This is a genomic window from Methylomonas sp. TEB (assembly GCF_047777895.1).
In the GTDB taxonomy this organism is placed as follows: domain Bacteria; phylum Pseudomonadota; class Gammaproteobacteria; order Methylococcales; family Methylomonadaceae; genus Methylomonas.
The window spans coordinates 3,464,017-3,488,269 of the sequence record NZ_CP180476.1; the positions used below are offsets into that span (position 1 = coordinate 3,464,017).

General features: G+C 52.8%; 22 protein-coding genes. 5 read left to right on the forward strand and 17 right to left on the reverse strand.

Annotated features, from left to right (window positions below; all coding sequences use genetic code 11):
- The first annotated feature begins 215 nt into the window (after positions 1-215).
- From lexA to ACMXD4_RS15430, 4 genes are read left to right on the forward strand one after another with little or no spacing between them, the layout of a single operon-like run.
- Positions 216-827 (forward strand): transcriptional repressor LexA, encoded by a 612-nt coding sequence (gene lexA, locus ACMXD4_RS15415; protein WP_415878672.1) that lies wholly within the window; start codon positions 216-218, stop codon positions 825-827.
- Positions 824-1,438, forward strand: a complete 615-nt coding sequence (gene imuA, locus ACMXD4_RS15420; RefSeq protein ID WP_415878673.1) for a translesion DNA synthesis-associated protein ImuA — start codon at positions 824-826, stop codon at positions 1,436-1,438. Before lexA ends, imuA begins: the two co-directional genes overlap by 4 nt.
- Positions 1,439-1,445: 7 nt before the next feature.
- On the forward strand, positions 1,446-2,936 hold the full coding sequence (locus ACMXD4_RS15425) for a Y-family DNA polymerase (RefSeq protein WP_415878674.1): 1,491 nt from the start codon (positions 1,446-1,448) through the stop codon (positions 2,934-2,936).
- Positions 2,920-6,207, forward strand: coding sequence for an error-prone DNA polymerase (locus ACMXD4_RS15430; protein ID WP_415878675.1), 3,288 nt, complete (start codon positions 2,920-2,922; stop codon positions 6,205-6,207). The genes ACMXD4_RS15425 and ACMXD4_RS15430 overlap by 17 nt, the downstream gene beginning before the upstream one ends.
- Before the next feature lie 45 nt (positions 6,208-6,252).
- Here ACMXD4_RS15430 and ACMXD4_RS15435 read toward each other — a convergent pair whose 3' ends face one another.
- The 11 genes from ACMXD4_RS15435 to ACMXD4_RS15485 all read right to left on the reverse strand — a co-directional run bounded on the left by ACMXD4_RS15435 (position 6,253) and on the right by ACMXD4_RS15485 (position 17,228).
- On the reverse strand, positions 6,253-7,815 hold the full coding sequence (locus ACMXD4_RS15435; protein WP_415878676.1) for a hypothetical protein: 1,563 nt from the start codon (positions 7,813-7,815) through the stop codon (positions 6,253-6,255).
- A 515-nt stretch (positions 7,816-8,330) separates the two neighbouring features.
- Positions 8,331-9,083 carry a hypothetical protein gene (locus tag ACMXD4_RS15440; protein ID WP_415878677.1) on the reverse strand — a complete coding sequence of 251 codons (753 nt, stop codon included), beginning with the start codon at positions 9,081-9,083 and terminating at the stop codon, positions 8,331-8,333.
- Between the two features lie 90 nt (positions 9,084-9,173).
- Positions 9,174-9,896, reverse strand: coding sequence for a 23S rRNA pseudouridine(2605) synthase RluB (gene rluB, locus ACMXD4_RS15445; RefSeq protein WP_415880839.1), 723 nt, complete (start codon positions 9,894-9,896; stop codon positions 9,174-9,176).
- Positions 9,897-9,921: 25 nt separating this feature from the next.
- On the reverse strand, positions 9,922-10,836 hold the full coding sequence (gene scpB, locus ACMXD4_RS15450; RefSeq protein WP_415878678.1) for an SMC-Scp complex subunit ScpB: 915 nt from the start codon (positions 10,834-10,836) through the stop codon (positions 9,922-9,924).
- A gap of 193 nt (positions 10,837-11,029) precedes the next feature.
- Complete coding sequence (locus ACMXD4_RS15455; RefSeq protein ID WP_319960521.1) at positions 11,030-11,851, reverse strand: ScpA family protein; 822 nt, start codon at positions 11,849-11,851, stop codon at positions 11,030-11,032.
- A 2-nt stretch (positions 11,852-11,853) separates the two neighbouring features.
- A complete protein-coding gene (locus ACMXD4_RS15460) occupies positions 11,854-12,507 on the reverse strand; it encodes a site-2 protease family protein (RefSeq protein ID WP_033157440.1) in 654 nt (217 codons plus the stop codon).
- A gap of 5 nt (positions 12,508-12,512) precedes the next feature.
- Entirely contained in the window at positions 12,513-13,133 is a 621-nt protein-coding gene (locus tag ACMXD4_RS15465) for an L-threonylcarbamoyladenylate synthase (protein WP_033157439.1), read from the reverse strand.
- Between the two features lie 101 nt (positions 13,134-13,234).
- Entirely contained in the window at positions 13,235-13,921 is a 687-nt protein-coding gene (tsaB, locus tag ACMXD4_RS15470; protein WP_415878679.1) for a tRNA (adenosine(37)-N6)-threonylcarbamoyltransferase complex dimerization subunit type 1 TsaB, read from the reverse strand.
- A gap of 61 nt (positions 13,922-13,982) precedes the next feature.
- Positions 13,983-15,818: an ATP-dependent DNA helicase gene (locus tag ACMXD4_RS15475; protein WP_415880840.1), complete on the reverse strand. Its 1,836-nt coding sequence runs from the start codon at positions 15,816-15,818 to the stop codon at positions 13,983-13,985.
- 122 nt (positions 15,819-15,940) lie between these two features.
- Positions 15,941-16,663 carry a tetratricopeptide repeat protein gene (locus ACMXD4_RS15480; RefSeq protein ID WP_415878680.1) on the reverse strand — a complete coding sequence of 241 codons (723 nt, stop codon included), beginning with the start codon at positions 16,661-16,663 and terminating at the stop codon, positions 15,941-15,943.
- 25 nt (positions 16,664-16,688) lie between these two features.
- Positions 16,689-17,228: a hypothetical protein gene (locus ACMXD4_RS15485; RefSeq protein ID WP_171694768.1), complete on the reverse strand. Its 540-nt coding sequence runs from the start codon at positions 17,226-17,228 to the stop codon at positions 16,689-16,691.
- A 321-nt stretch (positions 17,229-17,549) separates the two neighbouring features.
- Here ACMXD4_RS15485 and ACMXD4_RS15490 point away from each other — a divergent pair, with 321 nt between their 5' ends.
- The gene (locus tag ACMXD4_RS15490) at positions 17,550-18,962 is read left to right on the forward strand and encodes a PhoH family protein (RefSeq protein WP_033157479.1); all 1,413 of its coding nucleotides are present in this window, start codon (positions 17,550-17,552) and stop codon (positions 18,960-18,962) included.
- Positions 18,963-18,967: 5 nt separating this feature from the next.
- Here ACMXD4_RS15490 and ACMXD4_RS15495 read toward each other — a convergent pair whose 3' ends face one another.
- From ACMXD4_RS15495 to ACMXD4_RS15520, 6 genes are all read right to left on the reverse strand, one after another.
- Positions 18,968-20,065 (reverse strand): AI-2E family transporter, encoded by a 1,098-nt coding sequence (locus tag ACMXD4_RS15495; RefSeq protein ID WP_415878681.1) that lies wholly within the window; start codon positions 20,063-20,065, stop codon positions 18,968-18,970.
- A gap of 72 nt (positions 20,066-20,137) precedes the next feature.
- Positions 20,138-20,437: an STAS domain-containing protein gene (locus tag ACMXD4_RS15500; protein ID WP_033157434.1), complete on the reverse strand. Its 300-nt coding sequence runs from the start codon at positions 20,435-20,437 to the stop codon at positions 20,138-20,140.
- A gap of 44 nt (positions 20,438-20,481) precedes the next feature.
- Positions 20,482-21,684: a methyl-accepting chemotaxis protein gene (locus tag ACMXD4_RS15505; RefSeq protein ID WP_415878682.1), complete on the reverse strand. Its 1,203-nt coding sequence runs from the start codon at positions 21,682-21,684 to the stop codon at positions 20,482-20,484.
- 4 nt (positions 21,685-21,688) lie between these two features.
- Positions 21,689-22,750, reverse strand: a complete 1,062-nt coding sequence (locus ACMXD4_RS15510) for a protein-glutamate methylesterase/protein-glutamine glutaminase (RefSeq protein ID WP_033157432.1) — start codon at positions 22,748-22,750, stop codon at positions 21,689-21,691.
- A gap of 9 nt (positions 22,751-22,759) precedes the next feature.
- Positions 22,760-23,398: a chemoreceptor glutamine deamidase CheD gene (cheD, locus tag ACMXD4_RS15515; RefSeq protein WP_033157431.1), complete on the reverse strand. Its 639-nt coding sequence runs from the start codon at positions 23,396-23,398 to the stop codon at positions 22,760-22,762.
- Positions 23,395-24,231, reverse strand: a complete 837-nt coding sequence (locus ACMXD4_RS15520; RefSeq protein WP_101051611.1) for a CheR family methyltransferase — start codon at positions 24,229-24,231, stop codon at positions 23,395-23,397. Before ACMXD4_RS15520 ends, cheD begins: the two co-directional genes overlap by 4 nt.
- Positions 24,232-24,253: the final 22 nt, after the last annotated feature.

The window sequence follows — 24,253 nt, forward strand, 5'->3', positions numbered from 1 at the left end:
TGGTCTGCACTCTCCGGCTCTGCCGGTCTGTACCAAGTAAGCGCTTGTTAGGCCAATGGTTGAGCATATCTTCAGCTAATTAACATCCCTTCATAATCCAACCTATCTCTGCCGCCGCTGCCAAGCAAGCGGGAGTCTATTTCCGTTCTAACCGCTTGCGTCAATCCAACCAACAGCACTATACTGCCTATAAAAGCAGTAACTATAAAAACAGCATGAAACCACTCACCGACCGCCAACAAGACATCCTGACCTTCATCGAGCGCAGTTTGCTACAGGATGGCTTTCCGCCGACTATCGCCGAAATCGCCGCTGCCTTTGGTGTGCGCTCCACCAACAGCATCCGCGGCCACTTGCAGGCTTTGGCACGTAAGGGTGCCATCGAACTCGTGCCGGCCGCATCGCGCGGCATCCGCTTGCTGAAACCGACACCCGATCCCGAGCAAGGCCTGCCCCTGGTTGGCCGGGTGGCGGCCGGACAACCGATTCTGGCCGAAGAACATATCGAGCGTTATTGCCGCTTGGGGCCGGAATTATTCGATAACCGCGCCGATTATCTGCTGCGAGTGCAAGGCATGAGTATGCGCGACGCCGGCATTCTGGACGGCGACCTATTGGCCGTGCAGCGCACGCCGGAAGCGCGCAACGGCCAGATCGTCGTTGCGCGGATTCACGATGAAGCCACGGTAAAACGGCTACGCCTGGAGGGCGTTAAAGCGTTTCTGGAGCCGGCCAATCCGGATTTTTCCATCATTGAAGTCGATTTGCAGCGCGAACCTTTGGTAATAGAAGGCCTGGTAGTCGGCGTGATTCGCAGCGGGCTATGAATGCAACTCCCCTGGATCAGCTGTTACGCACCCAGACCGGGATTTGGCGCGGATTGCATTCGGAAAATCAAAACTGGCGAACAATTGCCAGCAGTTTTGCCGAGTTGGATGCCTTGCTGCCCGGCGGCGGCTGGCCGCTGGGCGGCGTACTGGAAATTCTATCGCCCTACCTGGGCATCGGCGAATTAAGCCTGTTGCTGCCGGCCATGGCCTCCCTGTCTCAAAGCAAGCGCTGGATAGCCTGGATCGCGCCGCCACAGCAAGTCTATGCACCCGCCTTACTACAGGCAGGCATTGATGCAAGCTATGTCCTGGTAGTCGATTGCCGGCAAGAGGCGGACATTCCCTGGAGTCTGGAAAAACTGCTGCGTAGCGGCCGCTGCGGCATGGCCTTGGCCTGGCCGCGCCGGCTCAGCGATCATCAAATCCGCCGCTTGCAGCTGGCCGCGGAAGCCGGCTCGGCGTTGGCAGTGCTATTTCCCAAACAGCGTAGCGGCAGCGGCTACACGGCATTGCGCTTGGAAGTCAGACCCGTGAAAACCGGCCTGGCATTACAGATTTTAAAGGCGCGCGGCAGTTTGCAACGTGCGTCTTTGATCTTACCGCTTTAAGACCACCATGGCCGCCACCGCCAGGGCGCTATCGCCAACGCCGACAGACCGAATCGGCACTCTCGTAGAGGCCAATGCGGCCAATAGCCAACTTTGGCTATGCGCGTATTTTCCTGACTTGGCTTTGAATGCACTACATGTGGATTTAGGTCAGGCTGTGGCCAGTGCTATGCCCCACAAAGGCCAGACTCGTCTACATACGGTTTCGGCGCCGGCCCGGCAAGCCGGCGTCGAACCGGGCATGACTCCCGCCGCCGCTCTGGCATTGTGTCCCGGCCTGAGCATTCGTAACCGCGACCCGTTCACCGAACGCCTAGCATTACAACAACTCGCCGAAATTGCGCTGGATTTCAGCCCATGGGTCAGCCTGGATCAGCCGGACTGCCTGCTGCTGGAAATTCGTTCCTGTCTGACGTTATTCGGCGGCGTGGAAAGTTTAAGAGACAAGCTAAAAACGGTATGGCAAAGCAGCGGACATCGGCCGTCGATTGCCATCAGCCCCGCGCCTACAGCCAGCGTATTGCTAACCAAACTTGGTCAGGAAACAATCGTCATCGACCGGCAAGCCCTGCGCTCGGCACTGGGCCCGCAGCCCATCGCCGCGCTAGCGCTGGAGGATAAAATATTGCATCGGCTACTGCGCACCGGTATTCGCCAACTCACCGACCTGTGGCGACTGCCGCGCGACGGCCTGGCCAAGCGCTATGGTGCAGCCTTGTTGCAACAACTGGACAGACTTGCCGGCCAACAAACTCAAATTTTGCAGGCTTTCCATCGTCCGCCGCGCTTCCAGGCCAGCCACGAGATGCCCATCGAACTGGAACGTATCGAACATTTCTTCCCGGCCATCGAACAACTGGCCGACGAATTTACGGCGTTTTTGAAGACCCGCGATGCCACGGCATTAAGCATCATGCTGGAATTACACCATCACGGCCGCCCTGCCACTTGCTTGGCATTGGATTTTCGCGCCGGCAACCGCGACCCTAAACACTGGTGCGGCTTGTTGCACGAAAAGCTGGAACGCTCGCCGTTACCCGCGCCGGTGCTGGCCATTACCTTGCAGAGCGAAGCCATAGCGCCGTTTCAGCCGGAACGCTTCAGCCTGTTCGACGACCACGAAAAACCGGACAGTGACACCGAATGGCTTGCAGTTCTAGATCAATTGCAAGCCAGGCTGGGGCATCAAGCCTTAAAGTTTCCCGGCGCGCAAGCCGACCATCGCCCGGAACGCGCCATGACCGTTGCACCAAACCAACTAACCGCCAATCCCGATTTAGCGCCCAGGCCTTTTTGGCTGCTGGCTAATCCCGAACCGGTGCGGCTAAGCGGCCTTAGCCTGCTATCGTCGGCGGAACGCATCGAGTCCGGCTGGTGGGACGACGAGCCCATCCGCCGCGACTATTACATCGCCCAAGACAAACGCGGTCGAAAGCTGTGGGTTTATCGTGATCTAAACGCCAAACAACAGTGGTTTTTACATGGCTTGTTCGGATGAGATCAAGGCGCCAGATATAGGCTTTGCGGAATTGCACTGCCTGTCCAACTTCAGCTTTCTGCGCGGCGCCTCGCATCCAGAAGAACTGGTCGAGGAAGCCGCCCGCCTGGGTTATCAGGCGCTGGCACTAACCGACGAATGCTCGATGGCCGGCGTGGTAAGAGCGCATCTGGCCGCTAAGAAACACCATATCAAACTGATCATCGGCAGCGAATTTGCCTTGGACGATGGCCTGAAACTGGTCTTGCTGGCAACCGACAGAACCAGCTACGGCAACCTGTCCGCGTTGATCACCCTGGCCCGCCGCCAAGCCGAAAAAGGCCACTATCGGCTAACCCGATCCGATTTAACCAAACACTTTCCGCAAGACTGTCTGGCTATCTGGTTAGCCAACGATCAATTCCAGACAGATGACGGCCGTTGGTTGCAACAGCTGTTTGCAAACGATTTATGGCTGGGCATCGGCCTATTTCTATCCGGCCGCGACGAAATACATTGCCAACGAGCGACAGCCGTAGCCCGGCAACTCAATATTCCGATAGTCGCCTGCAACGACGTGCACATGCATCGCCGCTCGCGCCGGGCTTTGCAGGACACACTCACCGCGATCCGCCTCGGCCAACCTTTGTCGCAACTGGGCTACGCCTTGTTTTCCAACGGTGAACGGCATTTACGCCTCCTGCCCCGACTGACCGAGCTGTATCCGTCTGAATGGCTGCAACAAACCCTGGTTATCGCCGAGCGCTGCCACTTTTCGCTGGACGAGTTGCGCTACGAATATCCGCAAGAACTGGTGCCGGATGGCCATACCCCAAGCTCCTGGCTGCGGCATTTGACCGAAATCGGCATCCGCAAACGTTGGCCGCAGGGCCTGTCGGCAAAAGTTCGCCAACAAATCGAACACGAATTAACCCTGATCGCCGACCTGGCTTACGAGCCGTATTTCCTGACCGTACACGACATCGTCAGTTATGCCCGCGCACAAGGCATACTCTGCCAAGGCCGTGGTTCGGCGGCCAATTCAGCGGTGTGCTTTTGTTTGGGCATTACCGAAGTCGACCCGAGCCGGATGAACCTATTATTCGAACGTTTTTTGTCTCGTGAGCGCAACGAACCGCCGGACATTGATGTCGATTTCGAGCACGAACGCCGCGAGCAAGTGATTCAATATATCTATCGAAAATACGGCCGGCATCGCGCCGCGCTGGCCGCCACGGTGATTACCTACCGCAGTCGCAGCGCGGTGCGCGATGTCGGCAAGGCCCTGGGTTTGAACTTGGCGCAAGTCGAACGCCTGGCCGATAGTGTGGATCGTTGGGACGGCTATCAATTGATGCCGGAATCTTTAACAGCATGCGGTTTCGATCCGGACAGTCCAGTCGTGCAACGTCTGGCCTTACTGGTTCAGCAGATCAAGGGCTTTCCGCGCCATCTGTCGCAACACGTCGGCGGCTTCGTGATCGCCCGCGACGAATTGTCCAGATTGGTACCGGTGGAAAATGCCGCAATGGCCGACCGCACCGTGATTCAATGGGAAAAAGACGATCTGGAAGCGATGGGCTTATTAAAGGTCGATATACTGGCACTGGGTATGCTCAGTGCGATTCGCAAAGCCCTGGAATATCTTGGTCAATATTGCCGGCCGCCCCAGCACCAATATCCCTTTGTTGAAGAGAATTGCAGAAACTCCCTCTCCCGCCGGGATAGGGCTGGGGTGAGGGAATATTCAAACCATAACCACCGCCCTCATCCTAACCTTCTCCCAGAGGGAGAAGGGACTGTTTCGACTTTTATCACCCCTACCGAAGAAACAGGCGCACCCAACATCGCCTGGACTTTAGCCAATATTCCCGCTGAGGACCCGGCGGTTTACCAAATGCTGCAACAAGCCGACAGCATCGGCGTGTTCCAAGTCGAGTCGCGGGCGCAGATGACCATGTTGCCGCGCCTGAAGCCGGCCAATTATTACGATCTGGTCATCGAAATCGCCATCGTCCGCCCCGGCCCAATTCAGGGCGAAATGGTGCATCCTTACCTAGCCCGACGTAAAGGATTGGAGCCCGTGGAGTACCCCAGCCCGGAAGTTAAAGCCGTTTTAGAACGCACGCTGGGCATCCCGATTTTTCAGGAGCAAGTCATGCAACTGGCGATGGTCGCGGCCGGCTTTAGCGCCGACGAGGCCGATCAACTGCGCCGAGCGATGGCAGCCTGGAAGCGTAAAGGCGGTCTGGAACCCTTCGAGCGCAAATTGCAGGACGGCATGCGTGCGCGCGGCTACAGCGCCGAGTTTGCCCAACGGATTTTTCAACAAATCAAAGGCTTTGGTGATTACGGCTTTCCGGAATCGCATTCCGCCAGCTTTGCCTTACTGGCGTATGTCTCGGCCTGGTTGAAGCGCCATCATCCGGCGGCATTTTGTTGCGCTTTGTTGAACAGTCAACCGATGGGTTTTTACGGCCCGTCACAGCTGGTGCAGGATGCGCGCCGCCATGGTGTGGATGTACGGCCGGTGGACGTACAGGCCAGTCTCAGCGAATGCTCGTTGGAGTTTCCCGCAAACGCCGCCCCGGCCTTGCGTTTGGGTTTTAATCAAGTCAAAGGTTTATCGCCAATAGCGGCGGCAAAGATTGTCCAGGCCCGCGACCGGCAAGCATTTGCCAATGTCACTGACCTTGCCGCGCGCGCCGGACTGGATAGCCGAGATTTGGAACAGCTAGCGGCAGCGGATGCGTTAAAAACCCTGGCCGGCAACCGGCATCGGGCCTTCTGGACGGCTGGTGGTGTAGAAGCTGCGACGCCGGTATTTGGCGTGCCTGTCATCGCCGAAGCCACACCGCTATTAAAAACACCCAAACCGGGCCAGGAAGTATTGGCCGATTACGCCAGCACCCGGCTCAGCCTGCGCGAACACCCGCTGGGCCTGCTGCGCGAGCGCTTGCGCCGCAGGGGCGTCACCACCGCCGCCTCTTTATGGCAACGCCGCAACGGCAGCATCGCCCAGGTCGCCGGGTTAGTAATCTGTCGGCAACGGCCGATGACCGCTGCCGGCGTGACCTTTGTCACCCTGGAAGACGAAACCGGCCAAGTCAACCTGGTGGTCTGGCCCGCCACTGCCCTAGCCCAACGTAAACCCTTACTGAAAGCCCGCCTGCTATCGGTTACCGGCACGATCCAGCAGGAAGACGGCGTACTGCATCTGGTAGCCGGCAAGCTGGAAGATTGGAGTAGCTGGATCGGCGATTTGGCGACTAAATCCAGGGATTTTCATTAAATGTTAACGCCACCAAGCCCCCTCACCCCATTGCGCGGCTCAGGGCTACTCTTCAAGTTCAAGCTGTTTGGCTATTTGTGCTTCGAAGGCGGTAAAGCGTTTATCCAATTCCCGCCGCGCCTCAGCCTTTTCCTGGTCATGCAAAAAAGCGTAATCGATACTGTTGTAAACCACAGCCTTCAATTCGTCGTAAGCAGGTTTGTAGCGACTGGTAAACAACAGATATTCATTGCTTAAATTGTTGCGCGACACCCCGGCATCATCGGTGGAAATCACATAAGGCACGTGATAGCGCCGGTATAACTGCAAGGGATGGGCCTCGTATTCCACTCCCAAAATAAACGCATTGCTGGTTAGATTGATCTCGACCGCCACGTCGCCGGTTTTCATCTGCTCCAGCAATTGATAGGCATCGGTTTCATGCACGATGTCTATCCCGTGCCCAATACGCCGCGCTCCGGCGATATTTAGCGCTTCTTGGATATGGCTTTTTAAGCCTTCCGGCGACACCATGCCCAACACCAACTCACCGGCATGCAGCGACAGTTTGGTCTCGGGAAAGTGCTGCCGCAAAAACCGTAGCATTTTCATATGCAAGCTATAGTCGCGCATCGCGATATAACCGTTTTCCGGCCCGACCAAATTAACGCCAACAATCAAAGCCGATTGCTGAACGGCGGCGAAAGCGGCATACAAACCGGAAAACACCTTGGCCGGCTCGCTGTTGCGCGACACATAGGTCTGAAAGCGCAGCATAAAATGGCCGTCGTTAATACCCATCGCCGCCTGATCTTGAGAGCGGGCGTACTCTTCAACGGCGGCCTTGGCTGCCGGATCGCTTGCCAGAAAATCGAAATAAGCCTGAAAGGCCGCTTCCATTTCCAGATCGGAGCTGTCGGCATTTAAGGCGTTGAGTGTTTTTGCCAGCGCCGGGTTATCGATGGCCGGCGCGCTTTTCAGCATAGTCTCCAAATACAACACGTTTTCGGCTATAGCCCGCTGTTTAAGCGCCTGCAAACCTTGTTGATAGGAATAATCCGACACCGAACCGAAAAAACCGAAGGTGTCGAAAAACTGCTGATCCGGTGGGGATTGCTGATGGAAGTGATTAGCGAAGTCCTTGTCCGACCAGCGTTTCAGTAGATCGCGGTAGAAAGCCGAATATTTTTTCTTGGTCCTCAACTCGCCAGCACTAACACAAGTGCCTGATTTCCAATTCTTGACAACCTCGTATTTAGCCGCCGAATCCGGCTCCGCTCTGGTGCCGCCTTGGCAGGCATTGTCCAAGCAAATACAAAAATGACTTTTATCCACCCAATCCAGATAAGTCTCCGCATACAGCGCACCCGAATAGTGGTGGTGTAGATCGCCGCCCTTGGGCAGTTGATTGGTAAACAGGGTCAATTCGGCGATGCTGGGCATCGCGCCGGAAATGAGTTCGTGATAGTAATTTTGCGTTGCCAGATAATTCAAATCCGGCACGGATTGGACTACCAGGTTTTCGCCGGGAGCCTCCGCCAAATCGGCATGATTGACACACCCGGAAACCAGGAAAACAGCGGTCAGCAGGGGAAATTTTAGGGTTGAGCTAATCCGCCAAATTGCCATTTTTCTATCCGCCCCGGTATAAAAACCTGCTGAAATTGGAACAAACATCGAAAGTCGTTCCATGGTAAGCCATCTATATTTCCGAAGGCTAGCTAATTGCTTTGATGGGAGTTTTATCGGCGGGGAGGCGAGCAGGTTGAGCCTCTGCCAATACCGCGTGGGCACAAAAAGCCGTACCCACCCTACGCCCGATATAAATTTGGTGACGGTTTTGCCCCGTTTGCCGCACCGAGCACCGAAGCTTTCGCCGGGACTAGCCCGTTAGGGGCGATGCAGGGATGCATCGCGTTGCCGAAGGGGCAGGAAGCCCCTTTCGGCAACCCCCGGCGAAAGCTTCGGAGCGCAGGATAAAAGCGGCATCCGGGTGTCTTTTCTTTTGGTTACTTTTCTTTGGACAAGCAAAGAAAAGTAACCCGCCCGCCGGTGCGGGAACCGGCATTCAAATAAACCTCGCGAGAGCGAATCATTATTATACCAGTCGAAATTCCGCGCGGGCACAAAAAGCGTGCCCACGGCTACTTCGGTTTATTCTCTGGTAAATCGAACATTCCTACCAAATAAACAGCGTGAGAAACGCCACCAATGCTATTTGGGTAATGCTGCTGCCCAGTGATGATGCCACAAAAACTAGCTCGGTCATTTGCAACAATTTCACCTGTAGATCCTACGGCAGCAAATCGGTAAACTTTGGCTTCGTTATCAATGATTCCGCCGGTAAAAATAGGCTGGTCAATGGAACGTTCACGCTGAATTTCTGCAACATGACCGGTAACGCATAATCGTTTGCCAAGTTCAGGTACGGAATCTTTCATTACTAGACCGTATTTACTTTTTGGAAGGGCCTGTAACTCCTGCCACTTCAAACCAAAGCTAGCCCAATAAGCCAGAATACCACTCCCTTTACTGACACCAATTCCTTGAATATCCTCCATCTCAGGTTTTGATATCTCAATGGCTTCTTGCAATGTATAGGATTGAAAACGTGCTAGTTGCTCGGCTTTATCAATTACGGGGCTTACTTCCGACTTGCTAGTCAATGGTATCGATACGTTGGCTGTCTCTGTGGTAGCCGTTGTTTCGATAAGTTCTTCATGCACTGACTGCTGAGCGTTATTGCCTAAAACCGCAGCAATTATAGTGGTCGCAAGAAAACCTCCACCCCATTGGATAATTTTAGATTGCCCATTTTTACGCGCAATAAATATCCAACCAGCGTAAAACATCAAGGCTGCGGAAAAATAAATCCAGAACATAGACATTTCATTCATTCCTTGTCTCCTCGTGGGTTGAATAGTATTTAATCAGTTTTCGCAATCAATCCAGTATGGCGCAACCCTTCGGACGTCTCAATTCAAAGTCTACAACCCCACAAACTCCATCAAAGCCGCCAATTCCTTGGCCTCCAATTCATAAAACGAATGTGCCCTGACCCGCTCCGGCAAACCGACATCGCCGTAACGGACCCGGATCAAGCGGCTGACTTTAACCCCCTGCGATTCCCACAAACGCCGCACTAAACGGTTACGGCCCTGCTTCACTGTGGCGTAAAACCATTTATTGGCGCCTTCGCCAGCGTAAAAGCTGACGTCTTCGAAATGCGCCGGCCCGTCGTCCAGTTCCACGCCTTGTTTCAGGCGCGCCAGCATCGCGTCGTCGACTTCGCCCAATATCCGCACCGCGTATTCGCGCTCCACTTCCCGCGACGGGTGCATCAAACGGTTGGCGAGTTCACCGTTATTGGTGACTAAAATCAAACCGGAGGTGTTGATGTCCAGCCGGCCGACCGCGATCCAGCGGCCGACTTGCAGGCGTGGCAGCTGGGTAAAGATCACCGGGCGGCCTTCCGGATCGCGGCGGGTGACCAATTCGCCGACCGGCTTGTGGTAGACCAATACGCGGGTCGGTTGCTCGGCGTATTTTTCCCATTTCACCACCCGACCGTTGATTTGCAGATGGTCGTCCGGCTTTAAGTGGTACCCCGGCTGTACCGGATTACCATTGACGGTGAGCTTGCCCTCTTCTATCCAGCGCTCGATTTCCCGACGCGAGCCCACGCCGGCCCGCGCCAGCAGTTTCTGGATGCGCTCGCCGCCAGCAGGCGCGGCTTTAGTGGAGGGTGAGCTTTTCGGCGCCGAGGCCGGCTTCGGCTTGTGGGTCGAACTCGGTTTCCGCGGCTGCGGCTTCTGGGTCCGTTTGTCCTGCGGGGCTGACGGGTTGTTGGATCTCGGCGGTTTGCGGTCTTTCACTGTGGTCCTGCTCGGGTTGCGGTTGCGGCGAATTGCCGAAATCGAAATTGACGATTTCTTCCAGCGTCGGTAATTCGCTCAATGAGGTTAAATTGAAATAATCCAGAAATTGCTTGGTGGTGCCGAACAAGGCCGGCCGGCCCGGTACTTCCTTATGGGCAATGACGCGAATCCACTCGCGCTCCAACAGGGTTTGAATGATGGAACTGCTGACGCTGACGCCGCGAATATCCTCGATTTCGCCGCGCGTTACCGGCTGGCGGTAGGCAATGATCGCCAAAGTTTCTAAAAGTGCGCGCGAATAACGGGCCGGCTTTTCCTCGAATAAGCGGGTGACATAAGGCGACAAACCTTCGCGCACCTGAAACCGATAACCGCTGGCTAATTGCCTAAGGCCAATCGGCCGATCAGCGTAGTCGCGGGCGATTTCATCCAGGGCCATTTGCACCGACAAAGTATCGGGTTGCTCCAGTTCCGGAAAGGTTTCCTGGATCTGTCTGATCGTCATCGGCCGATTGGCGGCGAACAAAATAGCTTCCACGATGCGCTTGGTGTTCATGTCGCACTCTTTAATGAAATCGGGCGGTAAACGGTGGCGTTCGACCAGGATAGGTTGATAAGTGCTGGCGCGAATAATCTCGGCCCAACGCCGAGGCAAACGGCTTGAGCGCCTAGCCTTGCTAACGGCCGCAGCCACCGGCATGGGTGCTTGCCAACTACTCCGCCAACCCGGCAACAAGCGCACCGCGTGCCTACGGGAAATTGGCAAAACCACGGGTTTACTTGGTTCTTGGCTTTGAACAACCGCAACGCGCGGCTCGCTAGTCCAGATAGCCGGAAACCGAACGGACCTCCGTTTGACCGGCACGAATATCGTAACCGGCTCGGGTTTGATGCGCGGCTTGCGGGGCGTTCTGGGTTTGGCTGTGGGAATAACATCATCAACGACGGTTTCGGCTAGCAGTGAGTCAGTCGCCGGTGCCGCTATCGAGGCGGATTCTGACCTGAATGCCGGCGTAGGGTTCGGATTGGAAGATGTCGATGATGCGTTCCTTGGAGAGTTCAAGGATGGCAAGAAACGCGACAACCACTCCGTTTTTTCCTTCACTTCGGGTAAAACACGCTGCGAAAGGGAGCTGATTTGCTCCGTTAAGTTTTTCCAAAATGGCTGCCATTCGTTCACGGACTGATAGGGGTTCTTTGGTTATTTGATGGTGGGTAAGCCTCTCGGCGCGCTTCAATATGTCCTGGAAGGCCAGCAGCAGTTCCTTGAGTTGCACATCCGGCAAAATTTGCTGTACATCCACGGTTGAAGTGTCCACGCCAAATTCGAAGGTATCGCGCTCGTTTCTGGGCAGCAGATCGATCTCTTCGGCCACTTTTTTGATCGCTTCGTATTCCTGCAATTTGCGGATCAAAAACGCTCTGGGGTCCTCTTCTTCCTCTTCGCTTTCCGGTTGTCTGGGCAGCAGCATCCGCGATTTGATCTCCGCCAGCAGCGCGGCCATCACCAGATATTCGGCAGCAAGCTCTAGACGCAGATTTTCCATCATGTCGATGTAGGCGATATATTGCCGGGTGATCTGAGCGATGGGGATGTCGAGAATATCCAGATTCTGCCGGCGAATCAAATATAACAGCAAATCCAGCGGCCCTTCGAACGCATCCAGAAACACTTCCAGCGCATCCGGCGGAATATAAAGATCTTCCGGCAAGTCTTGATAAGGCTGGCCTTGCACCAGCGCCAGCGGCGGCAGTACGGTTTCAACCGGTAATGCTACTTCGTTCAAAACTACATGCCCGCCAAACTAAAAAATAATTGTTGGGCGTAGTACATCGGATAAGCCAGCAAATATTGCAACACGTCGGTAGCAAGTAATATCAACAAAAAAATAAAACCAAACCGTTCCAAACGATTGTATTGCCAGGCCCAATAATCCGATAGCACTCCGGACAAAATCCGGCTGCCGTCCAAGGGCGGAATCGGCAGAAGATTAATCAAAGCCAAAACCAAATTGATGCTGATGCCTGCTACGCCGCTGTAAATCAGCGGAAAAGAGATGTATTCGATTTCCAACATCACGCCGATTCTAGACAGCAAAGCCCAGGCCGCCGCCATTAATAGATTGGACAAGGGGCCGGCTACCGCCACAATCGCCATGGCTTGACGCGGTTTTTTAAACGCGCGGGGATCGACCGGCACCGGCTTGGCCCACCCGAACACAAAACCGGTAAAGGTCAGCAACAATAAACCGGGAATAATCAGCGTGCCCAGCACATCAATATGTTTGAGAGGATTCAGCGTTAAACGGCCTTGGTCGGCAGCGGTGTTGTCGCCTAACTTCTTGGCCACCCAGCCGTGCGCCACCTCGTGACCGGTGATCGCGAAAATCACCGGCAAAATCCACACCACGATCCTTTGTATCAGGGTTAATTCGTCCATCATGGCTTTTACTCCAACATCGGCGCAATACCGATACCTTGCCGAACAATGTCAATCGACTTGTCGCCGCAAGCGATGACGGTAGTGGGTTGATATTCGATCACGCCCACATCTATGACCAGGGCCAACTCTTTTTCCAGCCGCTTGCGGATTTCGTAAGGATCGGCCAAAGGCTCGTCATCGCCGGGCATCATCAACGTGGAGGTCAACAAGGGTTCGCCAAGCTGCTCGACCAAGGCTTGAGCTACCGGATGGTCGGTGATTCTGACGCCTATGGTTTTCTTTTTGGGGTGCTGCAACCGGCGCGGCACTTCGCGTGTGGCATCCAGTAAAAACGTAAAAGGGCCTGGCGTCAGTTTTTTAATCAAGCGGTGGGCTTCATTGCCCATTTTGGTGAAGGTGGAAACCTGCGACAGGTCGGTACACAACAGTGTGAAGTTATGATTATCGTCCAGCCGGCGGAGGCTGCGAATTTGATCCATGGCCGCCTTATCGCCGATCTGGCAACCCAGCGCGTAGGATGCGTCAGTGGGATAGGCGATGACTCCGCCGTTGCGCAAGATATTGACTGCTTGTTGAATCAAGCGCGGCTGCGGGTTCTTCGGATGAATTTCGAAATATTGCGCCATGGGCTAAAACTATCGGCTTAGGTAAAGGGCTATTGTACCCTAGAAGGTATTTAAAAATGTGGCGCGGCCGTTTTAGCGGCCGCTGGAAACCGGAAACCGACTCATCTTTCCGATTGTTTTTTGGCGACTTTATCGCGCAAATAAACCGGCATGGCTTGCTCGACAGGCACCGCCAAACCGTTGGCAAAACCGTAAGCGCCCAATTGCGCGACACAGCCGGCACGCGGCCAGACTTCCACCTCGACGCCCAGCAGACGCTCAGCTAAACGCTGGCCCAACTGCTCCGCATAAACGCCCCAACCGGAGCCTACGCCAAAGCCGGCAAGATCGGGAAAGTTCACGTCGCCAGCAGGCGTCACAGCTTCCGCACCGATCAAGTCCGCCAGGCCCAATTCATTGCGTTGATACACGCCCCAAAAAATTTCGTCCATCCTGGCGTCCATTGCGGTAAAACTCAGCTGGGCATCGGCGCGACGGTTAAAAAAATCTTGGGCGATGGCCGCCAAAGTCGAAACGGGTACGACCGGCAAGTCGGCACCATAAGCAATACCCTGCACCACGCCGCCGGCAATTCTGACACCGGTAAACGAACCGGGCCCGCGACTCAAACCGATAGCGTCCAGTTGTTGCGGCCTGAGCTGGGCATCGGCCATCAATTCGTCGATCATCGGCAAAATCAGCTTGGTGTGCTCGCGCGGAGCGACGGCAAACTTTTCGGCAATCTCGCCATCGATAAACAAGGCCGCCGAACAGGCGTCGGTGGAGGTTTCTACTGCCAATAATTTCAAATCTGTACCTCTGTCAACAAGATGCCGGAAACGCTAACGCTTATTCCGGCCTACGCAATGTTCAATGTGATTCATCCAACGCAAAAAACTGCCGCACGTCGGCTATCTCGCGACTACGCTTCATCGCCGGTACGCTGTCTAAAAACATCTGGCCGTAGGAACGCTTTAATAATCTGGGATCGCAAACCATCAATACGCCGCGGTCATTGACGTCGCGAATCAAGCGACCCACACCCTGGCGCAGCATGATGATGGCGCTGGGCAGTTGATGCTCGAAAAACGGGTTGCGGCCCTGTTTTTCCATTGCATTCATCCGCGCTTTCAATACCGGATCGCCGGGCGATGCAAACGGCAGTTTGTCGATGATGACGCAGGACAAGGCGTCGCCGCGCACGTCCACGCCCTCCCAGAAGCTGGCAGTTGCCAGCAGCACCGCGTTACCCAGTTCTTTGAACTGATCCAGCAATACGCCCTTGGACTTGGTACCTTGTACCAGGATGGGATGGTCGAGCTTGCCTTCCAACAATTGCGCGGCACGTTGTAAGGCACGGTGGCTGGTAAACAGGAAAAACGCCCTGCCCCGGCTGGCTTCCAGCACCGGCAAGGCGAACTCGATAATTTTGTCGGTAAAGTCCGGATCGCTGGGCTGCGGCAAACCTTTGGGGTGATAAAACAAGGCCTGATTCGGGTAATCAAACGGACTTTCCCAGCTCTGGCTGAGCGCACCGCTCAAGCCCAGATTCTTGGAAAAATGCACGAAGTTATTGGCCACGCTCAGGGTCGCGGAGGTAAAAATCCACGTAGCTTTGTGCCGGGCCATGAAACCACGAAATTCCTTGGCGATATCCAGCGGCGTGCGGCTGAGCGTGAAAGACTTGCTATAAGTCTCGTACCATTTGATCCACTGCCCGTCCTTGTCGTTAATCAGCGTTTCCAGTTGCGCGTCCAGTGCTTCGGCGCGGTCGAAGCAAGATTCCAGACCTTTGCTGCGCACCGAGGCGCGTTCCAATTGGTCGGTTAGCCGCGCCAATTGCTTTTGCAAGGACTCCAGTGCACCTGCGATTTTGGGGTTGGTTTCGATGTCCTGCCAGTCGCCGCGGCGTAGCTCCAAGCCAAACGCCAGCCGTAAATCCTTGACTTCGTGTTGTAGGTCTTCGCAGGCGGTGCGCAGGTCCGGCATATCCTTGGCGTCGGTGAAATACTCGGCCAAGCTGTCATCGGCCAAATCGACCAATTGTTTGCCGCTAATCGTCACGCCCAAAAAATTGGAGGCGGTGTCGGCCAGTTGATGGGCTTCGTCGATAACGACGACTTCGGCATCCGGCAGCAATTCACCGAAGCCGGTTTCACGGATCGACCAATCTGCGCAGAGCAAATGGTGATTGACCACCACGATCTCGGCTTCCTGCGCTTGCTTGCGGGCCTTGGTTAGAAAGCAATCGCCATAGTCAGGACAGTTTTGACCCAAACAATTGTCGGTGGTGGAAGTGGCGTGAAACCAGACCGGATCGCCGTCATGCACGTCAGCCACTTCCGAGACGTCGCCGGCCTTGGTGCGCTTCGACCAAGCCTTGATCTGCGCCAGTGCCGCCGCGTCTTCCTGGCTGTAACCGAACGCGGAATTCAAGGCCTGTTCCAGCCGATAAGTGCATAAATAATTGGCGCGGCCTTTCAGCAAACTGGCTTTGAACGGCCGTCTGCTCAAGGCTTTGCGTATCACCGGCAGATCCTTGTTGAACAATTGGTCTTGCAGATTTTTGGTGCCGGTGGAAACGATGACTTTTTTACCGGACAGGATCGCAGGAATCAGATAGGCAAAGGTTTTGCCGGTGCCGGTGCCGGCCTCCGCAATCAGGTTTTGCTGGGACTCGATGGCGTAGGCGATTTTTTCGGCCATCTCGATCTGCGCGGCGCGCGGCGAATAACCGCTGATAACCTCGGCTAAGGCGCCGCCGTCGCCAAAAACATCGGCCAATTTGCTGGCGGCGCCGGCAAGCGCCGTCTTGGAACTGTCAACCACTAGCGACCGAAAAAGCTGTCCGCCTTGGCTTTAGCTTCTCTGGCCCCTTGGGCATTTTGCTGCATTTGCCGGGCTTCGGCGATCAACAACCAGCTTTTGCGCTTCAGATCCAGATCACCACCCGCCAACAGAGCGGCCTTGCCGGCCAATTCTTCGGCAAGTTGCGGTTTATTTTGCTTGATTCTGAGCTGCGCCAGCTTGTAAGTCAGCGTGGGGTTGCGTGAATCGATGCGTAGCGCCCGTTCCATCACGACCACTGCAGCATCCAGGTCGCCACTATTACGGCTACGGTCTGACTCGCTAATTAAAGCCACCACTGCCGGCGGCGTGCCGCTGGGGATACGTGCGTCTTCTATGACAAACCTCGGTGCCGGCGCAGTTGCTGTAGCCACCGCCGCAGGAGCGGGTGCCGCTAGAGCCGGACTGGCTGGCACAGGCGGCGGAATATCGGCCGGCGGCATCAACGGCTCGGCGCGAAAGGTCGGCAGATTCGGTTCATCTTTAAAGTTATTGCTGACACTTTCGATAGGATAGGTGGCGGTATCGGGACTAGACACCGGTTTTTTAGCCGTAGTTGCGGGAGCTTTGTTTGCCGCTGATTTTTTAGCCGGGGCTTTTTTGCCCGGTACGCTGCCGGCCACCGGTGGTTCTGAGCCAGGATTACTACACGCCGTTAATATCAGTAACAGAGGGCACAAAATTAACAGGGATTTTTTTTTCATTTACGATTTGAGTAGCCAAGTAAAATTAAAACAGTTCGATTTCATCGTCGTCGCTTTGCCGATTTGCTTGTTGAAACAAGGCTAGCGCTTCATCGACGCTTTTGCCCTGATGGATAGCATCAAACATCACTTTTTCAGACTCCATAGTGTACTGGTTGCGAATGCTTTCCTGAAACTTATACCATTCGGCAGGATTATATAACCTCTGCGGCGTATCGATGATGACCGACAAGCCTTTTAGATTGTTGGACACGTGTTGCAAGCATTGCTGCAGGCGATCATAAAACTGGAACGCCACAATCGCCGAATAGATTTTATCCTGGGTCGCCTCGCAATGCGCCAGAGCCTGATCGCGGCTCTCGCTCTGCTGAAAACTACTCAGTAACTGATGAATATTTTTCATATCTTCAACCATACCGGTAAACGAGTCGGCCAAGGCTGAGACCGACTCATCGCCGGCTTTCATGCTGCCCTCAACCTGAGCAACCGAAACCGTCAACAGCTTGATGGTTTCCCTAATCTGGCTCCAACCCAAGTCTGGCTGGCTTGATGGTGAAAGTGTCATAAATAACTATCCTAAAAATACCGATACAAATAAAGTTGTCGCGACATATGCGCCCTATTGTAACCGACTATACAAAAGCAATGACGACGGCTTAAGTATAGAGAAACTGGAGATTAGTCGATTATTGGCGCCGGTATTTTTAAAAAACCCGGAATTGACGGTGAAATCGCACTACTCTTTTGCATAGGGTAGCAACGCTTATCGGGCACAGGGCAAGCGATAGCTCGGTTGACGATAACTCTACACTTGGAGTAGAAATACCTTTAGCGCAGCACCGGGTTTGCGTTGAAACCGCTTTTCCACGCTTTTTACAAGGATAATATGAATATTCAATCCGCCGGCAAAAAATTGTTCGTGTTGGACACCAACGTACTGATGCACGACCCAACGTCCATTTTTCGCTTTCAAGAACATAATGTTTTCATTCCGATGGTGGTGCTGGAGGAATTGGATCACGCCAAAAAAGGCTTATCCGACGTATCGCGCAACGTCCGCCAAGTTAGCCGGTTTTTGGACGAATTAATCCGCGATGCCGATCAACAAACCATCAACGCCGGGCTACCGCTGTCGCGCATCGATTATGCTCGGAACGGCGAGCGAGAATTCGACGGCCGTCTGTATTTTCAAACCCGGCAATTGTCGCATCTACTCCCTGCCGACCTACCTGGACAGATTGCCGATAATTCCATACTGAGTATCGTATTGGCCTTGGGTAAGGAATACCCGGATGTGAATGTAATCCTGGTCTCCAAAGACATCAATATGCGCATCAAAGCAGCCGCGCTACAGATTACTGCCGAGGATTACCATAACGATCAAACCATCGAAGATATAGACCTGCTCTACACCGGCACGATGCCACTGGACAGCGACTTCTGGGAGGAACACGGCGGCAAGATGGAATCGTGGCAGGAAAACGACCACACATACTACCGCGTGAATGGTCCGCTGGTGGCAGAATGGTATCCCAACCAATATCTGTATATGGAAGGCGAAGATAACTTCGAAGCCATCGTGAAAAGCCGCGAAGGCGACACGGCGGTGTTGCAATTGGCCCGCGATTATCGGACCAAACACAATAGCATCTGGGGGATTTCCGCCAAAAACCGCGAGCAAAATTTTGCGTTGAATGCCCTGCTCGACCCAAACGTGGACTTCGTGACGTTAATAGGCTCTGCCGGCACCGGTAAAACCTTGCTGGCACTGGCAGCCGGCCTGTCTTTGACTCTGGAAAGCAAAGCCTATTTGGAAATTATCATGACACGGGAGACCATGCCGGTCGGCGAGGACATTGGCTTTTTACCGGGTACGGAAGAGGAAAAAATGGCGCCGTGGATGGGGGCGTTGATGGACAACCTGGAGTTGCTGGGCAGCCGCTCGGGCACGACCGAATGGGAACAAGGCGCGTCGCAAAACGTCATGATGAACCGGGTAAAAATTCGTTCGCTGAACTTTATGCGCGGACGGACTTTTCTAAACCGCTACCTGATTATCGACGAGGCACAAAACCTGACGCCCAAACAGATGAAAACCTTGATTACCCGAGCGGGGCCTGGCACTAAGATCATCTGTATCGGCAATCTGGCACAAATCGATACGCCGTATCTAACGGCAACCAGCTCCGGTTTGACCTATGTGGTTGACCGTTTCAAATCTTGGCCGAATAGCGCCCACATTACTTTGCGGCGTGGCGAGCGTTCGCGCCTGGCGGATTTTGCATCCGATAATTTGTAAAGCCATCAAGCCGATGATTGACTGATCTCAGCCTTTGGCCACGCCATTAATACCGCTTTAACCAGCGTGGCCAAGGGTATTGCAAAAAATACCCCCCAAAAACCCCACAAGCCGCCAAAAAACAGGATGGCAACAATAATTGCAATAGGATGCAAATTCACGGCTTCAGAAAACAGCAGCGGCACCAATATGACACCATCCAGCGCCTGAATCACTGAATAGGCAATAAACACATACATAAAATGATCACTGCCGCCCACGCCCCACTGCACATAAGCCACCGCCAATACCGGAAAAGTGACTAATGTCGCGCCGACATAAGGAATCACCACAGACAAGCCCATCAGTACCGCAAGCAACATCGCATAATTCAAACCCAACAACCAGAAGACTATGTAACTGACCGCCCACAGGATAAACACTTCGAGAAATTTGCCTCTAACGTAATTGGCTATTTGCCTATCGACTTCATGCCACACTCGCAGGCTAAGACTGGTATCCCTTGGCAGAAACTGTACAAACCAGCCCAATAAAACCTGTTTATCTTTCAGAAAGAAAAACACCATCAACGGCACCAAAAACAAGTAAATGATCACCGCCACCAATCCGACAAACGATTGGGCGGAGCCGGAGATCAAATCCTGACCATACTTGAGCAAGTCTTGCTGAATGGAGAACATGATTTCGCGAATCCGGACTTCCGAAATCAGTTCCGGATGGCGTTCAGGGAAGCGCATGATTTCGGCTTGGGTACTGGAAACAATCTCCGGTATGTGTTGCACCAGTTGCACGGTTTGCTCGGACACTATCGGCACGAGCACGAACAACACAAAACCCAGCACAGCCATAAACGCAAAGAATACGAGATGCACCGAAATCAAACGACCGAGTTGGCGCTGTTCGGCTTTAACCACCAGCCCTTCCAGTAGATACGCCAACACAATCGCCACAAAGACCGGCATCAGCAAATCCAGCAAGCCGTATATCAATAAAAAGCCGCCCAGCAAAACTATGGCTAGGGAAACAACTTGGGAATTGGGTAGAAATCGCTGGAAAAAATTTCTAATGAAATCGGAACTGGAAAATTCAGTCTGCTGGTTCATGAGGTGTTGGCGGCTACGCAAACCGTTGTCGGTTTGATCGCGCCATTAGGTTATATAAAAAAGCGGGATTGCTCAGGACAGTGTAAATAATTTATCAAAATTAGCGATTTCCAAAATTTTTTTAACTTCGGTACGCGAATTTTTAATCCGTATTGCCGACTTATCACCCGCCATCTTATCTCGCAGAACTAACAGCATGCCAAGGGCGGAGCTATCTAAGTATTCGGTACCGATCAAATCCACTTCTATCAACTTCACGCCACTTTCAACCAGCTTGGTGGCTTCGCGAAACTCGTTGTGCACGCCGAAATCGAACCGGCCGCTTATTTTAATCGACAGCACTCCCGCATCAACACGTGCATCAATACCCATATTCTTTAACCTCACAAATTTTCATGTCATCTCTTACCTTTAGCCTAAAACAGATCCACATCGCCTTCCTCCATGGAAGATTGCGACACAATGTGCGATTTTCTGACTTGCCACTGTTGCTTCATAATTTTCAAGCGATCCGAGCCTTGCCGTAATTGGTCACGCCAATCAGTGTCGCCGCCGGTTTTAAATACCCCCAAACCTATACTGACCTCGTCGGATAGCGAACCGAAATGTTGTAAATTGAATTGTAAGTATTCAATCAATTGCCGGGCCATATCCTCAAATTGCAGACCTCTCACCGCATTACCCACATTGAACTCGATTTGATTGGTCAGTTGGGAAATTTCGCCGACGTTGTTGGAGATATTGGCATTAATGATGGCGATATCATCCATCATCTTGTCGATGCTGGCTTTGGAACTAATCGCCACATTCATGTCTTTGGAGGCCATTATTTCGATCATGGTTTGCGCTTCGCGGATATTATCCTTGGAGGCCTTCACCACGCGCTTAATTTCCTCGCTGAACTTATCGGAGTTTTTTGAAAGGTTCCGCACTTCTCCCGCAACCACTGCAAAGCCTCGACCGGCTTCTCCCGCCCTGGCTGCTTCTATGGCGGCATTCAGCGCCAACAAATTGGTTTGATCGGCAATCTTCTGCACATCGCCCAATAGTTTCTCGACATGAGCCATATGGCCCCCAACATCATTGATGACCGCGACCATTTCCATGCTCTGCTTACTGATTTGCAGAATATGGTCGATAAAAAACTGCAGGACATCATCGGTTTCCTGAGCAAAACTCGTAAAATTGATACTACTACGCCCTTTGTCGGTACTTCCTTCCAGATCAGCTACCAACGAATATACTATCGATGACTGCCCGGAGGTCAAACTAGCCAAGCTATTGAAGCTGTTGGACATCGTAGTCACCGCATCGGCAAGCATGGATTTGAGCTGTTCCAATTCCGCGCGAAAATAGGAGGCTTCTTGGTCGATACAATCTTTCAAATGCAGTAAATAGTCATCAATCGCGCGCACCAATTCGGCTTCGCTTAGACCCTTGCTGTTTGTCGAGGCTGACACTTGCGCACGTTGCGCACGAAATGCTTTGACCATCCACAACATCGTTGCGATGGGGGCGGCTAGCCAATAAACCAGCGCGTTGGACGAAAGCAACGGCAATAACAAAACTACCAGCGTGAATAAAACCAGAAGCGCGTTATCTTTTAGGAACTGCAACATATTTTCAATCCACCAAGGCCAGGATTTTTTCCGCTATTTTCCCCAAGGATAACACATGATGCGCGGCTCCCAGTTTGTAGGCCTCGCCGGGCATGCCCCAAACGATACTGGATGCTTCATCCTGCACTATGTTGACGGCCCCGGCCTCGCGCATCTCAAGCATGGCTCTGGCGCCATCCGCCCCCATGCCCGTCAACATAACCCCAACCGCATTACTACCCACATTCTCGGCAACTGATCGAAACAGGACATCCACGGAAGGCTTATGTCTGTTGACAGGTGGACCATCATCAAGGCGGCACGCATAACGAGCACCATCTCTCACAACCATTAAATGCTGATCACCTGGCGCTATATAAATATTTCCGGGCAATATCAGTTGCCCATCGCTAGCCACGCAAGCAGTCATCTCAGTGGCCTCGTTAACATGTTTGGCAAACGAAGCGCTGAAGGCGAGCGGCAAATGTTGGGTAATGACAATCGCCGGCGCCGTCCTAGGCAGGCTTTTTACCAGTTCCTTGACCGCTTCGGTGCCGCCCGTTGAAGAACCCAACGCCACAATTTTATGAGTCGTTTTGAAATGCTTTTTCATCGTACTGGCTGCATTCTCATTCACTGAATTAAGAGCTGGGACATTAACCCGATTGGTTTCCAAAGCTTTGACTTTTGCTTGAGCGGCCATCCTGATTTTACCGATAATCTCATCGGCATAGGCTCGTAAGCCATGGGAGACATCGATTTTTGGTTTTGCCACGAAATCAACCGCACCGAGCGCTAACGCATCAAGGGTCACTTCGGCGCCTTTTTCGGTCAACGTTGAAATCATGACCACCGGCATCGGTCGTAAACGCATCAAATTACGTAAAAATGTCAGACCATCCATACGCGGCATTTCTACATCCAGTGTTAATACGTCGGGATTCAAGGCCTTTATTTTTTCCCGGGCAATAATCGGATCACTGGCCGTGCCGACAACTTCAATATCGCCTGCCTCATTAAAAATTTGCGTCAACATTTGGCGAATTAATGCCGAGTCGTCAACAATCAATAGCTTAATTTTTGTCATCCTGGTTTCCTAAAATAGCTCTACGCTACCTTCAACCGGTGCGTCCTTGATACTGGAACTATATTGCTTCTCGCGCAGGAAGATAGTTTGGTTGTGTAAATCTTTAATTTTTTTCATTCTGACCCGTCCGGTATGCGGAAAGAAATTCACCTTACGCGGATAAATATCGCCCAAATCATGAGAAACCAGATTCAACGCTTCAGTGTCCACATAGTCCAAAACGAATTGAATGTTTCTGGCCCCCACATCACCCAGGGTAGCGATGATTTTGCCGCCGCCGAACAGCTTAACTTCCAGGTTTTTACGCTTACCGCCATTTTGCAAAATAGCGTTGATCAAATGTTCCATCGCGTAATTGCCATAGCGAGAGGCATTGCCAACGACAGCTTCGTCTCTGGCATTCAAGCGACTTTTACTGGTCTCCGGCAACATGAAATGATTCATACCCCCCACACCGGTCACCACATCCCTGATACAGGCTGCCACGCAAGAACCCAGCACAGTCGTAATCATTTCATCCTGTTTGGTGACGTAGTAATCACCGGGCATTAATTTTGCCGCCACTATTTGATTTTCTTGATCCCAATATCGATTGACGTTTTCGAAGCCGGCGATAAGCGGTCTATCCACATGTCGCACATGACTCACTTAATCGACTTCCTGTAGATGGTGTTACCTATCAAACTGAATCCGGTATCGAGCTGATGCAAGGATTCTGAATGTCCAATGAATAAATATGAACCCTCTTCCAATAAGCCGCAGTAACGATTCGCTAACATCGCCTTGGTTTCCCGATCAAAATAGATCAAAACATTTCGGCAAAAAATAAAATCAAAATACCCTTTCAAGGGCCACTCCTGCATCAAATTCAATTGTTTAAACTCTATCAATTCTTTCAATTCCGGTTTAACTCGCACCTTGTTCGCTTGTCCACCCACACCTTTTTGAAACCAGCGCTTAAGGCGTTGCTCGGCTATTCCTGTCACGCGGTCAGCCATGTAAATACCGGCTGCGGCGGTGGCCAAAACATTCGTATCAAGATCGGTAGCCAGAATATTTATAGTCCAATCAGCCGGAACGCTTTCCTTCAAGGTCATCGCCAAAGAATAAGGCTCCTCACCTGTTGAGCAACCTGCGGACCAAACTTTAATCTGTTTAGTCCCGGCATGTTTTTTAAGCAAGCCCGGTACAACCGTCTTGCTTAAATATTCAAAGTGGTGATTTTCGCGAAAAAAAGAAGTGAGGTTAGTGGTGACAGCATTAATAAATTCAGTAAACTCAGCATCCGGGTTGTTTTTCAAATAATGACAATACTGTTTGAAGCTGGTGAAGCCCAGCATGCGGACCCGTTTCGACAACCTCGAATAAAACATATCGAATTTATCGTCCGGCACCAAGATTCCGGAATATTGGTTGGATATTTTCCTTAGAACGTCAAAATCTGCTTGGGTATATTCAAACTCGCGCGCTTTTTCTTTCATTTTGTATATTCGGGTAGTACCC

Coding starts and splice junctions, on each gene's coding strand:
- lexA (WP_415878672.1), top strand. CDS start 216: ATGAAACCACTCACCGACCGCCAACAAGACATCCTGACCTTCATCGAG.
- imuA (WP_415878673.1), top strand. CDS start 824: ATGAATGCAACTCCCCTGGATCAGCTGTTACGCACCCAGACCGGGATT.
- ACMXD4_RS15425 (WP_415878674.1), top strand. CDS start 1,446: ATGGCCGCCACCGCCAGGGCGCTATCGCCAACGCCGACAGACCGAATC.
- ACMXD4_RS15430 (WP_415878675.1), top strand. CDS start 2,920: ATGGCTTGTTCGGATGAGATCAAGGCGCCAGATATAGGCTTTGCGGAA.
- ACMXD4_RS15435 (WP_415878676.1), bottom strand. CDS start 7,815: ATGGCAATTTGGCGGATTAGCTCAACCCTAAAATTTCCCCTGCTGACC.
- ACMXD4_RS15440 (WP_415878677.1), bottom strand. CDS start 9,083: ATGAATGAAATGTCTATGTTCTGGATTTATTTTTCCGCAGCCTTGATG.
- ACMXD4_RS15460 (WP_033157440.1), bottom strand. CDS start 12,507: ATGATGGACGAATTAACCCTGATACAAAGGATCGTGGTGTGGATTTTG.
- ACMXD4_RS15465 (WP_033157439.1), bottom strand. CDS start 13,133: ATGGCGCAATATTTCGAAATTCATCCGAAGAACCCGCAGCCGCGCTTG.
- ACMXD4_RS15475 (WP_415880840.1), bottom strand. CDS start 15,818: ATGGCCGAAAAAATCGCCTACGCCATCGAGTCCCAGCAAAACCTGATT.
- ACMXD4_RS15480 (WP_415878680.1), bottom strand. CDS start 16,663: ATGAAAAAAAAATCCCTGTTAATTTTGTGCCCTCTGTTACTGATATTA.
- ACMXD4_RS15485 (WP_171694768.1), bottom strand. CDS start 17,228: ATGACACTTTCACCATCAAGCCAGCCAGACTTGGGTTGGAGCCAGATT.
- ACMXD4_RS15490 (WP_033157479.1), top strand. CDS start 17,550: ATGAATATTCAATCCGCCGGCAAAAAATTGTTCGTGTTGGACACCAAC.
- ACMXD4_RS15495 (WP_415878681.1), bottom strand. CDS start 20,065: ATGAACCAGCAGACTGAATTTTCCAGTTCCGATTTCATTAGAAATTTT.
- ACMXD4_RS15500 (WP_033157434.1), bottom strand. CDS start 20,437: ATGGGTATTGATGCACGTGTTGATGCGGGAGTGCTGTCGATTAAAATA.
- ACMXD4_RS15505 (WP_415878682.1), bottom strand. CDS start 21,684: ATGTTGCAGTTCCTAAAAGATAACGCGCTTCTGGTTTTATTCACGCTG.
- ACMXD4_RS15510 (WP_033157432.1), bottom strand. CDS start 22,750: ATGACAAAAATTAAGCTATTGATTGTTGACGACTCGGCATTAATTCGC.
- ACMXD4_RS15520 (WP_101051611.1), bottom strand. CDS start 24,231: ATGAAAGAAAAAGCGCGCGAGTTTGAATATACCCAAGCAGATTTTGAC.